Annotated in this window: 10 protein-coding genes and 1 riboswitch; of the genes, 1 reads left to right on the plus strand and 9 read right to left on the minus strand. The window is 34.8% G+C overall.

What is annotated here, in order from left to right:
* From HMPREF3023_RS00695 to HMPREF3023_RS00715, 5 genes are all read right to left on the minus strand, one after another.
* A partial coding sequence (locus HMPREF3023_RS00695; protein WP_144019619.1) for a transporter substrate-binding domain-containing protein occupies window positions 1-410 on the minus strand: 410 nt, incomplete at its 3' end.
* Between the two features lie 106 nt (window positions 411-516).
* Window positions 517-686, minus strand: a riboswitch (Lysine riboswitch).
* Between the two features lie 551 nt (window positions 687-1,237).
* Complete coding sequence (locus HMPREF3023_RS00700; RefSeq protein WP_070699948.1) at window positions 1,238-3,031, minus strand: S-layer homology domain-containing protein; 1,794 nt, start codon at window positions 3,029-3,031, stop codon at window positions 1,238-1,240.
* Window positions 3,032-3,329: 298 nt separating this feature from the next.
* The gene (gene clpB, locus HMPREF3023_RS00705) at window positions 3,330-5,912 is read right to left on the minus strand and encodes an ATP-dependent chaperone ClpB (protein ID WP_070699949.1); all 2,583 of its coding nucleotides are present in this window, start codon (window positions 5,910-5,912) and stop codon (window positions 3,330-3,332) included.
* Between the two features lie 42 nt (window positions 5,913-5,954).
* Window positions 5,955-6,875 (minus strand): DnaJ domain-containing protein, encoded by a 921-nt coding sequence (locus HMPREF3023_RS00710; RefSeq protein ID WP_070699950.1) that lies wholly within the window; start codon window positions 6,873-6,875, stop codon window positions 5,955-5,957.
* A gap of 855 nt (window positions 6,876-7,730) precedes the next feature.
* Window positions 7,731-9,083 (minus strand): hemolysin family protein, encoded by a 1,353-nt coding sequence (locus tag HMPREF3023_RS00715; protein WP_070699951.1) that lies wholly within the window; start codon window positions 9,081-9,083, stop codon window positions 7,731-7,733.
* Between the two features lie 158 nt (window positions 9,084-9,241).
* On the opposite strand from HMPREF3023_RS00715, the gene HMPREF3023_RS00720 reads away from it, so the two are divergent.
* Window positions 9,242-9,850 carry a DUF4230 domain-containing protein gene (locus HMPREF3023_RS00720; RefSeq protein WP_070699952.1) on the plus strand — a complete coding sequence of 203 codons (609 nt, stop codon included), beginning with the start codon at window positions 9,242-9,244 and terminating at the stop codon, window positions 9,848-9,850.
* Window positions 9,851-9,888: 38 nt separating this feature from the next.
* On the opposite strand, the gene HMPREF3023_RS00725 is transcribed toward HMPREF3023_RS00720, so the two are convergent.
* The 4 genes from HMPREF3023_RS00725 to HMPREF3023_RS00740 form a co-directional block, all read right to left on the minus strand.
* On the minus strand, window positions 9,889-10,941 hold the full coding sequence (locus tag HMPREF3023_RS00725; RefSeq protein ID WP_070699953.1) for an enoyl-CoA hydratase/isomerase family protein: 1,053 nt from the start codon (window positions 10,939-10,941) through the stop codon (window positions 9,889-9,891).
* A gap of 97 nt (window positions 10,942-11,038) precedes the next feature.
* Window positions 11,039-12,031 carry a helix-turn-helix domain-containing protein gene (locus HMPREF3023_RS00730; protein WP_070699954.1) on the minus strand — a complete coding sequence of 331 codons (993 nt, stop codon included), beginning with the start codon at window positions 12,029-12,031 and terminating at the stop codon, window positions 11,039-11,041.
* Window positions 12,032-12,249: 218 nt separating this feature from the next.
* Entirely contained in the window at window positions 12,250-12,876 is a 627-nt protein-coding gene (locus HMPREF3023_RS00735; RefSeq protein WP_070699955.1) for a cytidylate kinase-like family protein, read from the minus strand.
* Window positions 12,877-12,949: 73 nt separating this feature from the next.
* Window positions 12,950-13,867: a DMT family transporter gene (locus tag HMPREF3023_RS00740; RefSeq protein WP_070699956.1), complete on the minus strand. Its 918-nt coding sequence runs from the start codon at window positions 13,865-13,867 to the stop codon at window positions 12,950-12,952.
* Window positions 13,868-13,911 lie beyond the last annotated feature (44 nt).

Raw genomic sequence — 13,911 nt, forward strand, 5'->3', positions numbered from 1 at the left:
GATGTGTAGTAAGTGTCAGAGAAGTCAAGAGTTTCCTTTCTTTCTTCAGTTGGACTCATGCCTGCTATAATAAGGTCGATTTTTCCAGATGTAATAGCTGGAGTAAGACCATTCCATTCAGTTTTTACAATTTCTAGATTTTTGTCCATGGACTCAGCAATTTTCTTTGCTATCTCAACGTCGTATCCGCCAGCGTAACCGCCTGCTGCAATTGCGTAGCCGTGTTCTTCACCAGTTTGTGTCCAGTTAAATGGAGCATAGTCACATTCCATTCCAACTCTTAATGTGTCTGAGTCAGCTGGTGCAGCAGCTGATCCCCCATCACCCTTTGGGTTACAAGCTGTTAAAAGCATTGTTCCTGCCATAGCTCCAACTAGTAGTAATCTTCTTGCGTTTCTTCTTAAATTCATGATATACCTCCGTAAAAATCTTCGGTAACTATCAAAAAGTAATAAAAAAAACAGTTTGGGAAATCCAAACTGTTAAAATGTCTAATTATGTAAGACAAAGTATTTAACCTTAGATAGCTCCCCACTAAATCGTGACAGTCATGCAAATGTTGTTTGCATGCCCAGCATATTATCTGTTACCAATAATACACTTCGGCGAAATCTCCTTTCATCTCTCTTCATCGCATGGTCTTGCTCTGAGAGATTACTGATAGGTCCCGCGCCTCTATCGTATTTTTCAATACAATTTATATAATTGTTTCGTCAATTATATAAGGGAGATTTTTAAAAGTCAAGGACAATTTTCATTTTCTTTAAAGATTGTCAAAAATTCTTTCTTTTTCATTGCAAATAAAATCCTCAATAAGATTGATAAATGAATCTTTAGATAGATTTTATTAGTTTGTAAATATTTCTATAAATTTTTTATAAAATTTCTCTAAAATCTATCTATTTTTAATTTTTCGCGACTTTTAAAATCTTGTAATACTTAGGATCTTTTGTTTTGTAAAATCATAAAAATTTATAAGGTCACAAATCTTTTTGAAGTAACATTTTTTTATTAAATCATAAATTTTTGTAAGTTCATAAATTTTTGCAAGTCTATAAATATTTATGAATTAACAATTTTTTCGCACTTCATAAAAATTCTTTAATTATCAAAATTTTATTAGTTAAAAATTTTTAGAACTTTATAGTTTTTTATCAAGTCAATAATTCTTACCTACCAATAAACTTTTAAAGGCAATAAAAAAGACTCCCCTAGGGGAGTCCTTAAAATTTTATTTTTATTTCCACATGTCAACTTCAGAAGTTGAGTTTAGTCTTTCTCTATCGTGAGTGTTTGCTGCATCAAGAATGTTGTAGTAAGCCCAGAAGCCTTCCTTAACATCAGAGAACTTGTTAAGTGATGAAGTGTTCACATTGTTAAGTGAGTTCTTGTTTGTGTTTCTGTTAAATACAGAGTTTAGGATTGTAACAGCTTCTGCTCTTGTGATCTTAGCATTTGGTTTGAAAGATCCATCTGGGTAACCAGTAACATTTTTGTTGCCATTAAGTTTGTCAATTGCATCCTTTGCCCAGTGATCTTTAACATCTTGGAAGTCTGATGATCCAGCTTTTTCATTCTTGATGTAGCCAGAGATCATTTGTGCAAATTCTGCTCTTGTGATGCTTTCGTTTGGTTTAAATGTTCCATTAGGGTAACCAGAGATTAGTCCCTTGCCAACAACATAGTTAACTGCCTTTGAGTACCAATCGTCACTTGCATCAGAGAACTTTGTTGCTCCAGATGTTCCAAAGTTTGTTCCACCATTTAGAAGTGTAGCAAACATTTGAGCTGCTTCTGCTCTTGTTACATTTGCTTGTGGCTTAAATGTTCCATCTGGATATCCCTTGATGTAAGCAATTGCCTTAACTTCTTCTACTGCATTTTTTGTAACTTTATAGTCAATCTTAGTGATATTTTTGTCTTTATCTTTTGCTTCGATTTTAATTGTCTCGCCATAGATTAGGGCTCTATCTAAGAAAGCTGTAAATACTCCAGCATTGTTTACATAAGTGTTGGAGATTTTTTTGCCAGATGCGTCATAAACTGTGATTTCATCATCAGTGTTTGCAGTACCCTTTACAAGTTTTTGTCCGTCAAGAGCTTCAGTAATTTTGAATTTTTTGTTTTCAACTTCTTTTTTATCAGTGTAGAATCTTAGGTCTTCAAGATCTCTTTCTCTAAGGCTTTCGCTTAAAACAACTGTGAAGTATGATTTTTTATCAGTTCTAAAGCTTCCAAGTAGTTCGCCGTCCCTGTAAACTCTAATGTTTTCGAAAGGATGGTTTTTGATAAATCCTGTCAAAGTTCTACCCATAAGTCTAAGATCAGTTGCATCTATTTTTGATCCCTTGATATCCTTGTAGTTGTCATTTTTAACTTCTACATCTTTTGAATGACCGTATTTATCTTCAGCATAAATTGTTACGCTCTTGCCTTCTTTAATGTCGTATTTAAAAGAGAAAGTTCCATCATCTTCAGCCCTGCCTAAATATTCTTCTCTTCTTGAACTTCTTCTTTCATAATCTCTAACATAAATTTTTGCATCAGATGAAGTTTCGCCCTTGATATTAGTTCCATCGTATCTTACATTGTTAAGAGTGATTTTTCCATATTTTTTATCATATCTATCGTATCTATCATTTACTCTAAAGTTAAGTCTTACTTTTTTTGTAGATCCATCTTTAAATTCAACTGTTACATGTTCGTAATGATTTCCACTCTTGTCATATTCATAAGTTTCATTTCCAATTACCTTTGCTCCATCAGGTAGATCAATATTTCTAGTATAGAATCTTTCTCCCCTATCAAGATTGTAGTTGAATTCTGATAGATTGCTCTTTTCTGCATCTGTTTTTGTTTCTTCTGTATCTGCTTTAGAATTTGTTGAATTTCCAGTGTTTTTTGTATCTGTCACTGAAGAACCTGGTGTTGTTGGTTCTGTAGCTCCATTTGCAAAAGCAGATACTGGGATTGATGCTGCTAAAACTCCTGCTAAGGCTAGGGTTAAATATTTCTTGCTATATGGTTTCATTATAAATTTCCTCCTAATTAAAATATAAAATATTTTTATACTTCTTAATTCATACTATGTCACTGAGTTTAAATCCTTTTTGTGATAGGAATGTGATAACTTAGAGGTTTTTATTAGATTTAATCTTTTTTTAATAATTTGTAATTTTACGGAAATAATTTTTTCTATTAAAAAAACTAATAAGTCCCTAAGTATTTTCCAAAAATTTCTATCACAAAAAACCTTACTCGCTAAAAATTCACCTAATTCCAATCACAAAATTCTAAAAAAAAGGACCTGCCTAAGCAAGTCCTTATATTTATTTTACTTTTACAGACAAGTCGTCTGCTTCCACTTCAACAACAATTGTGTCTCCGTCCATGACGTCGCCTCTGATTATAAGCTTGGAGATAATTGTTTCAAGCTTGTGAGAGATGTATCTCTTAACAGGTCTTGCACCGTATTGTGGGCTAAAAGATGCGTTCAAGATGAAGTCAAGAGCTCCATCTGTAACTTCGATGTGGATGTCCCTATCTCTTAGTCTCTTTTCAACTTCTGCAATACTCTTTTTGATGATGCCATAAATTTCACTTCTTTGAAGTGGTTTGAATAGGACAATTTCATCAACCCTGTTTAAAAATTCTGGCCTAAAGGATGCCCTCAAGTCAGCCATTACATTTTCTCTTGCATCTTCTTTGATCTTGCCATCTTCATCGATTCCATCAATCAAGAAGTGAGATCCAATATTTGATGTCATTATAATAACTGTGTTCTTAAAGTCCACAGTCCTACCTTGGTTGTCAGTAAGCCTACCATCATCAAGAACTTGTAACAAGATGTTAAAGACATCTGGGTGGGCCTTTTCGATTTCATCAAATAGGATTACTGAATATGGTTTTCTCCTTACTGCTTCAGTAAGTTGGCCACCTTCATCATAACCTACATATCCTGGAGGAGAGCCCACAAGTCTTGACACGGAGTGTTTTTCCATGTACTCGGACATGTCAATCCTTATTAGATTTCTCTCGTCATCGAAAAGTGTTTCAGTAAGTGCCTTGGCTGTTTCAGTTTTACCAACTCCAGTTGGTCCCAAGAAGATAAAGGAACCTATTGGTTTGTTTTGATCCTTTAGTCCAGCCCTTGCTCTTAAAACTGCGTCAGACACAAGTTCAATTGCCTTATCTTGACCAATAACCCTCTTGTGGAGGATGTCTTCAAGACCAAGTAACTTATCCCTTTCAGTTTTATTTAATTTTTCAACAGGAATTCCTGTCCACCTGCTAACTACATAGGCGATTTCATCTTCTGTTACTTCTTCCTTCACCATAGATGACTCGTCCTTTGTAGATGTCTTTTCTTTCTCTGCAAGTTCTTCCTTTAACTTTGGAAGAGTGCCGTATTTTAATTCAGAAAGTCTTTCTAGGTCGTAATTTCTTTCAGCTTCCTCTATGGCGTGGTTGGTTTCTTCGATTTTCTTCTTGATGTCCTTTGTAGAATCAAGTTCCTTCTTTTCTGCCTCCCACTTTGACTTCAACCTGTCAAACTCTGCCTTTTCTTCAGAAAGTTCGCCTTGAAGTTTTTTAAGTCTTTCAGCACTTGCTTCATCAGTTTCCTTTTTAAGGGCTTGATTTTCAATTTCAAGTTGCAAAATTCTTCTTCTAACTTCATCAATTTCTGTTGGCATGGAGTCGATTTCTGTCCTAAGCATTGCACAGGCTTCATCCATTAGGTCAATTGCCTTGTCTGGCAAGAACCTGTCGCTTATATACCTGTCGGACAAAGTTGCTGCAGCAATAACTGCTGGGTCAGAAATCCTAATTCCGTGGTAAATTTCATATTTATCTTTAAGACCACGAAGGATTGCAATAGTATCTTCAACACTTGGTTCATTTACCATGACCTTTTGGAATCTTCTTTCAAGAGCAGGGTCTTTTTCGATGTACTTCCTGTACTCGTCAAGAGTTGTTGCCCCAATAGCGTGAAGTTCGCCACGAGCAAGCATTGGCTTTAAAAGGTTTGATGCGTCCATGGCACCGTCAGTCTTGCCTGCTCCCACAATGTTGTGGATTTCGTCGATAAATAAAATTATATCTCCATCAGCCTTTAAGACTTCGTTTAAGACAGCCTTTAATCTTTCTTCAAACTCACCACGATATTTGGCACCAGCAATTAGGGCACCCATATCAAGTGAAAAGACAGTTTTATTTTTTAAGCCTTCTGGCACGTCTTCAGAGACAATTCTTTGAGCAAGTCCACCAGCTATGGCAGTCTTACCAACTCCAGGAGGACCAATTAAAACTGGGTTGTTCTTAGTCCTACGGGAAAGAATCCTGATTACATTACGAACTTCTTCATCACGACCAATAACTGGATCAAGCTTGCCTTCGCGAGCAAGTTCAGTTAAGTCTTGACCATACTTCTTTAAAGCATCGTAAGTCCCTTCTGGGTTATCAGTTGTTACGTGTTGGTTGCCCCTGATTTTCTTGAGGGCATTTAAGAATCCATCAGCATCAATCTTATTCTTGTTAAAGACAGAAGAAGAGTCAGTCCCCTTCATATTTAAAAGAGCAAGGTAGATGTGTTCAACAGAAAGGTAATCGTCGCCCATCTTTTCTTTAAAGCCCTCTGCCTTTTGGAAAAGTTCCCTATAAGAAGAGTCGGCATAAACTTCTGCACCTGATTGTTTTGGAAGTCTTTCAATAACCTTTAAGACGTCACTTTTTAACATATCAGGATTTTTGTCCATATATGTCAAGACCCTAGGAATAAGGCCTTCCTTGTCATTTAAGAGGGCGTAGTTGATGTGAATTTCTTTTACCTCTGGATTGCCGTATTCCTTCGCAATATTGTAGGCGCCTTGAACGGCTTCAAGGGATTTTTGAGTAAATTTTTCAAAATTCATATAAACACCTCATTTATTATTTATTTAATCAATTTAATCTTGTTATTTACTTAATTTTTCTAATTCCTTATATAGTTTTACTTGTTCTTCAGTTAAGTCGTGAGGGTTCACAATGTTAAAGACAACATAAAGGTCTCCAACATTTCCCTTTAGGTCCTTAAAACCCTTGGAAGGAATCCTCATCTTGTTTCCACCAACAAAACCTTCTGGAACCTTTAACTTTAACTTGCCGCTGAGACTTTCTACAGTTTTAGAAGATCCAAGGGCAGCTTCCCATGGATAGATGTCCACAGTCCTAGTCACATCAAGGCCATCAAGAGCAAGATTTTTTTCATCTTTGATGTTAATCTTGAATAAGATGTCGCCAGGAAGACCAAACTTTTCTCCCCTTACCTTGACCTTCTTGCCCCTAGTGATTCCAGCAGGAACCTTGACAGCTATGTCATATTCCTTTTGCTTGTAAGTTAGGGAAACATTTTTTGTCACACCAAGAAAGGCTTCCTTAATAGAAATAGAAAGTTCAGATTCAAACTTATTTCTCGCCTTCTTTTGACTCCTTCCCCTTCCCTTAGAAGAGAAATCTCCGAAGATGTCATTTATGTTAAAGCCACCAGAGAAGTTGCCTCCAGACTTAGATGAGCCAAAAATTGTTTCAAAGAAGTCTGAGAAATCTGCACCGCTTCCTCCTGTGGTATAAGTATAACCATATTGAGAAGGGTCAAAATCATAACCAGATGAAAAATCATAATTAGATCCAAAAGTATCATATTTTTTTCTCTTGTCGGCGTCAGACAAGACCTCGTAGGCCTCAGAAACTTCCTTAAACTTTTCTGCAGCTACCTCGTCGCCTTGGTTGACGTCAGGATGATATTTTTTCGCAAGCTTCCTATAAGCTTTCTTTATCTCCTTTTCATCTGCATCTTTAGAAACTCCAAGGATTTCATAATAATCTTTGTATTTCAAAATCTTACCTCCTCATATATATAAACATTTAATCTCTATCTATTTATATCCCAATAAAAAATATTGCAACATAATAGAAATTAATTAAACGGAATAAAATTAAGATTTTTATTTAATTTCATGTTTGTTTTCATTTCTGTTTCCATAAAATTAAGATAAAAATCATGGTCAAATTTAGTTTGACTATCTTTGACTATCTTTGACCATCTAAATTATACAACATCATTAGCACTCTTGCAAGTGGTCTGCTAATTTATTTTTTAAAATTTTTTAATTTTCTCTAAAGTCGTGAAAAATGGAAAATAATAAGAAATTACAAAGTCTTAAATAATTAGAAAGTAAGAAAAAACTGCAAAGTCATAAAAATTTACTAAGTTGTTAAAAATTGCAAAATCACTAAAGCCTATTAAGTAATAAAAATCTATAAATTCTTAAAAATCTGTGAAGTCATAAAATTCTAGCAAGTCATAGAAATTAATTAAGTCACAAAAATTTATAAAGCCACAAAATTTTATGAGTACATGAAAAATTATAAAGTGTCAAAAATTTACAAAGTTACAAAAGTCTATGGGTTCATAAAAATCTAGCAACTCATGGGGCTTCACAAGGAAATAAAACTAAAAAAACTAAGAATTTTTTAATTTAATAAAATATTTTTAAAATTATTATTGTCTTATTCGTGTTACTATGTTAAACTGATAACAGATTATTTAATACACTTTTTTAATTAAATTCCTTTTACTCGCCGAGATTATCTCGGCAATTTTTTTTGCCATTTTTTAGTCTATAAATTTTTTAGCCCTATAATTTCCAATAAAATCCCATCAAAAAACAGGCCCTAGGACCTGTTAATTTTTATGAATTGAATTCTTTGTATTCTCTTTTGGCTTCTTCTTGTTCTTCTGGTATAACCTTGATGCTGACTTTTATTATTCTTTTTTCTGCTACTGCTAGCTCTGTCAAGATGCAGCCTCCTGTCTTGACGCTAAGTTTTTTCTTTTGTTTTTCGTCTGGGATAAAGCCAAGTTTTTCTATTATCAAGCCAGAGATTGTCTCGTGATTTTCTGAATATAGGGATAGACCAAGGGCGTCGTTTATGTCTTCTATGTCCATGGATCCGTCTACTATATACTCGTTTTCGCCAATTTTTTCTACGCTGTTGTCTTCCTTGTCGTACTCGTCTTCGATTTCTCCAACTATTTCTTCTACTATGTCTTCTACTGTCACCATGCCTGAGAATCCTCCGTACTCGTCAATTAGGATTGCTACATAGTTTTTTGATGCTTGAAGCTCTTTTAGGAGCATATCAATTTTTTTGGTTTCTGGCACATAGTAAGGGGACTTTATGCAATTGTCCAAGTTTATGGACTCGTAATTATTTTTTGCATATTCAACAAAGAGGTCCTTGATGTAGACTGTTCCCAGGATATTGTCTGTGTTCTCACGATAGACTGGCATCCTTGAGTATCCCATCTTCAAGACTTCTGTTATTGTTTCTGTTGTGAACTCGTCATAATCCAGCATATAGATGGAAGTCCTTGGTGTCATTATTTCGTAGGCCAACTTGTCATCAAAGTCCATTATATTAACTATCATTTCTTCCCCAGCTGAGTTTATTACTCCTTGTTGGGTTGAAACTTTTATATAGGATTTTAATTCTTCTTCTGAAATTTTTTCCTCTACGTCTTCTGAATATTTTCCCATAATTTTTAATACTAATACTGTTGAAACTGAAAGTAGTTTTACAAAGGGATAAAATATCTTTGATGCAAAGGCAATTGCACCTGATGATTTTAGGGCAACTCTTTCTGAGTTTTGTAGGGCAATCCTCTTTGGCACTAGTTCTCCAAAAACAAGTGTTATATAAGACAAGATAAGTGTCACCAAAATAAAGGCTACAGTTCCGCCATAGGGTATCCCATATCCTCTTAAAAATTCTCCAAATACTTTTGAGATAGAGGTTGCTGCAGATCCAGATGAGAAAAATCCTGCCAAGGTTATTGCTACTTGGATTGTGGATAAAAATCTCGTTTGATCTTGTGATATATCCATAAGGGTCTTGGCCCTCTTGTCTCCTTCTTCTGCCAATTCTTTTATCTTGTTGTTGTTTACTGAAACCATTGCCATTTCAGCTGACGCAAAGAATGCGTTTATGCTAGTTAGTATTGCTATTAATATGAGCTTAGCCCACAAGGCGCCATCGTCCATAAAATCTTCCTCCATTATCTTTTTGCTTAATTATATCAGAGAATTTATACTTGTGACAATAAAATAATAAATCTTATCAAGGTTTTTAGCTAAATTCTAAGGTTTAGGAATTTTCTCTTGTGGTAAAAATTATTTACAGACTAAAATGGAGGTTTTAAATGAAAAAAGTTAAGAGAATTTTTATTATAATTTTACTTATTGGTCTCGCCCTCTTTGCTGCCTTCTTCTATGGGAAGAAGCAAATGAAAAGCGAAATGGAGCCAGAAATCACTTCTAGCTTGATTTACAACAAGTTAGTTTCTGCCAAGGAGCTTACAACTTTAAAGTACCACTATACAAACATGGGCCACTTTGAAAATCAAAATACTTTTTACGGTTACAAGGTCCCCTTCACTTCTAAGGAGTTCATCGTATCTTATGAAGGGCTAATAAATGCTGGCATTGATCTTAACAAGATGAAGGTTGATGTAGGAGACAAGTCTATCGAAGTTAGGATTCCAGCTGCTGAGATTTTGAGCCACGAAATTTATGAGGACTCCCTAAAGGTTTATGATGAGAGGGAATCTATTTTTAACAGGATTGACATCGAGGACTACAATGACTTCTCCAAGGACCAAAAGTCTGAGATAGAAAAGAAGGCAATAAAAAAAGGCCTCTTAAAGGAAGCTGATGAAGAATCTAAAAGGGCAATTGAAGAAATTCTTATGGGCGACACAATTTTAAGCAAGTACGACATAAAAATCATAAGAGACGAAAATTTGAAATAAAAAAGAAGGGTATTCAAGATGAATGCCCTTCCTTTATTTTAAACACCTAATAATTTTTTTATATCCTCGTCTTTCACATCTTCCAAGTTCTTATATTTCCAATCTGGCTCATTGTCCTTGTCTATCATCTTGGACCTTATGCCTTCTTCCATTTCGCCAATCTCTAATGAGTATCTCAAAATTTTTAGGTCTAGGTCCACCATTTCTGAGTAGGTCAAGTTCTTGCCCACAAAATATTTTTTAAACTGCAGGGCCAGGCTAAATTGAGATTTGCCTTTCAAGTCTTTTAAAATATCTCTTGCAAAGTCATCATCTTGGTTTTCTTCTAGAAGCTTATAAATTTCTTCCAAGCTATCCTTAGAGAAATATTTTTCTATCTTGTCCCTGTTTTTTTCAACAAAAGTCTCGTGACTTTCCTTTTTATATTTATCTGCTTCTTCTCTTAACTTGTCAATTAATCCTTGACCAGAATATTTTTCTGATAAGTCCAAAAACTTTTCTCTTATCTTTTCATAATCTTTTGAATCAATATAGACGTGGGCTAGTCCATGTTTTATCAAGTCAGGAGATTCTAAGACTCCACCACAAAGTCCTACATATTGGCCAAGGGCTTGGGGTAAGCTAGAGATATATTTACCTACGCCTACATCAGGTACAAAGCCTAAGTCAGTCTCTGGCATGGCCCACTTTACAGTCTCGTCACAAAGGATAAGATCGGAGTTTATGCTTATGCCAACCCCACCACCCATGACTATCCCCTTCCAATAGGACACTATAGGTTTTTTGTAAGCTTCAACATACTTATCTAGTTCAAATTCCTCAACGAATAGTTGGTCCTTGTCATGGCAATCATCATCCATTATGAAGTCCTCATAGAGGTGGACCAAGTCTCCACCAGAGCAAAATCCCTTGTCTGACTTACTATCAAGAAGAACTGCTCTTATATTATCGTCATCTTCCCACTTCTCAAGTATCCTCTTTATATCTCTTACCATCTCTAAATTAAGAGCATTTATTTTCTCGGGTCTGTTAAAATAAATTACTCCAACATTTTTTATAACTTTCTCAATTATTAAATCATCTTTTTTCATTTTATCACCGTCTCTTTAATCCTATTTAATTTCTACCCAATTAATAATTAAAGAATTGGTGATTCTAAAGAAAAGAAAATTTTCCAGTCTATCTTTCTTAATCTTTTGTCTTGGACTCAAAAATAGATTTTAAGATTATATAATAAATTGGAAAAGATACGCCTGCAACAGGCCAAATAATCCAAGACCTATCCCAATTGTTCGTCAAAAAAGAATAGGCTACATAGATTGCAGTTGCTGCAATCCAATAAATTCCACAATAAGGGTCTATTCTCCTCTTTAATTTTTTATTTTTTCTTCTAAAGTCTCCCTCTTCCAATATTGCATTAATAGAGTTCATATAAAGATTTGTTTTAACCAAAAGATTCACCCCAATAGCTATAAGAAGGAGCATAATAACCACTGAAATAATCATGGTCATGTCTTCCACTGAGACAATCATTCCAACAAAAATTGGAATAACTGACGCCACCAGGAGCAAAACTCCGAGTGTATTACTTCTCACATAGTAATCGTGGAAGCTTTCTCCTCTTTCCCTTGCCATTCCATCAATACCGTAAGCTGTATCTATGTCTTCATTTTCTATAAATTCATATTTTTTTAATTTCATAGACTCCCTTATAAATATGCCTAGGGCTACAATTATAAATAAGATTAAAACTGTAAGAGAGATTCCATCTACTACATTTTCTGGAGCTGATATAAGATTGCTCTCATAAGCTTGTGAAGAAAGCAATAAAAATATAGGCGAGATTATGCAAAGAGAAACTCCAAGTGCAATATTCCTTCCAGATATTTCTTTTAAGTCTAGATACTCATTTGCTTCTTCCATGCTAACTTTTATTAGCTTTTTGTCTTCCTCGAAGTCTTCATCCAAAAATTCAAGTTCTTCAATTTCATCTTTAAGCAAATAATCTGTTGTAACTCCAAAAATTCTACTTAACTTTAAAACCTTTTCCATGTCAGGTACTGCTTGGGCACTTTCATACTTTGAAATAGATTGTCTGCTTACACCAAGTTTTTCTGCAAGTTCTTCTTGAGACCAAGCATTTTTCTTCCTAAGATTCATAATTTTATCTCCTAAAATCATAATTCTACCTCCTTTTCTATTTAAATTTTATATATTTTTAAAGTAGCAATCTATAAATTTATCTTTGCAATTTGTAAACCCACAGTTGCAATCTCGCTAAAATCCTATTTTTATATATTTTACAAACCCCTATTAAAAGATTTGTATGTTTTTTATAAAGACCATGTAAATTTTTCATGATTTTAGACAATAAAAAATCCCGACGACTGTCAGGATTCTTATTTTTTATTTTGTGAAATTTCTACAATTTGTTCTGCTATGTTTTCGAAGTCAAAGGATGATGAATTAATCAAGATGTCGTAGTTGGCAGGTTCCCCCCAAACTCTTCCAGTGTTTCTGGAGTAGTGGTTGGCACGTCTGTTGTTCTCACGTGTCATCTTTAATTCAAGCTTGTCTTTCTTGATTTTGTAGGTATTTAAAATTCTCTCTTCCTTGAAGTCCTTTGATGCGTAGATAAATACTGACAGTTTTGGGAAGTCTTCTAAGACAAAGTCACCACACTTGCCAAAGATAACTGCCTTTTTCTTTTTTGCAATCTCCCTAATTGTCCTTGAGTCCAAGAGGAAGGCTGCGTCATTTGTTGCAATGTCTTCTTGGGAGTAGGAATAATTTTGCCTATAAAGATCATAAATTGTCCCCTGCAAGAAGGAGTCGTCCTTCTTTATCTCTTCTGGCTTGACTTTTTTCTCAAGACTCATAAGCTCTATTAATTTTTCGTCATAAAATTCATATTTTAATTTGTCGGCAACCTTCTTGGCAATTTCATTTGCACCTGAGCCATATTCTCCATCTATAGTTATTAATTTCTTTCCAGGCTTTTGGAAAATTTTTTCAAATAGTGACATATCTTCACCTCCCCATAATTATATCCTAGTAATGTGAAAATTTTTTTATTCTATTTAAAATTCTTGTGAAATTTTATCCTCTCTTTAGCTTTCTTTTTAATTTTTTCTCAATATAAGCTTCTATTGGGACTTGGGCAAGTAGGGTTGCCACAAAAATTATTATAGCCCCAAATATTTCTCTCTCAGTCATCTCTTGTGACAAAATCATCCAACCAAAGAGTGCACCAAAAACTGATTCAAGGGAACAGATCATGGACGCCACTACTGGGTCTAGGTCCTTTAGGGCCATAAGCTGGATAGTAAAGCCAACCCCAGAAGAAAGAATTCCCACATAGAGGATAGTCACATAGGATTTTAAAATCCCATCCATGCTTATATCTTCGAGGACCAGGGCTCCCACAAGAGAAATGATGCCGCAAACTGCAAATTGAACTAGAGAAAGCAAAACTGCATTTGTGTCTCTTGAATACTTTGTCATGAGTAAGATGTGGATGGCAAAGATAAGAGCCGATAGGATTACAACTAAATCTCCCTTATTTATGTTAAGTCCACCCTTTATTGACAAGAGGTAGGTCCCCACCATGGCAAGGAAGATGCAAAGTATAATTTTTACACTTGGTCTTCTTCCAAAAAACAGTCCTATTACTGGAATAAAAACTATGTAGAGGGCTGTCAAAAAGCTTGCCTTGGCAGCTGTTGTATAAATAAGAGAAACTTGTTGGAGGTTGATGGCTATTGTAAAAACCAGGCCACAAATTGTCCCTCCCACAAGAGTCCTCTTCATATCAAACTTCTCTTCCCTATAAGCCTTTGACTTTATCATAAAAAATTTATAGGTTAGGTATAAAAATACTACTGCTACAAAACACCTTGTAGCCGTAAAGGAAAGGGGCCCTAAGTGCTCCATGCCTGCTGCTTGTGCCACAAAGGCAAGTCCCCAAATTATTGCTGTTGCAAATAACATTATTGATGCTTTTACTTCTTTTCTCATTTTTACACCACCCAAAAAACACCAATTCAAAACTAAAGTCTAAA

Source organism: Peptoniphilus sp. HMSC075B08 (assembly GCF_001815405.1).
Taxonomy (GTDB): Bacteria; Bacillota; Clostridia; order Tissierellales; family Peptoniphilaceae; genus Peptoniphilus_A; species Peptoniphilus_A harei.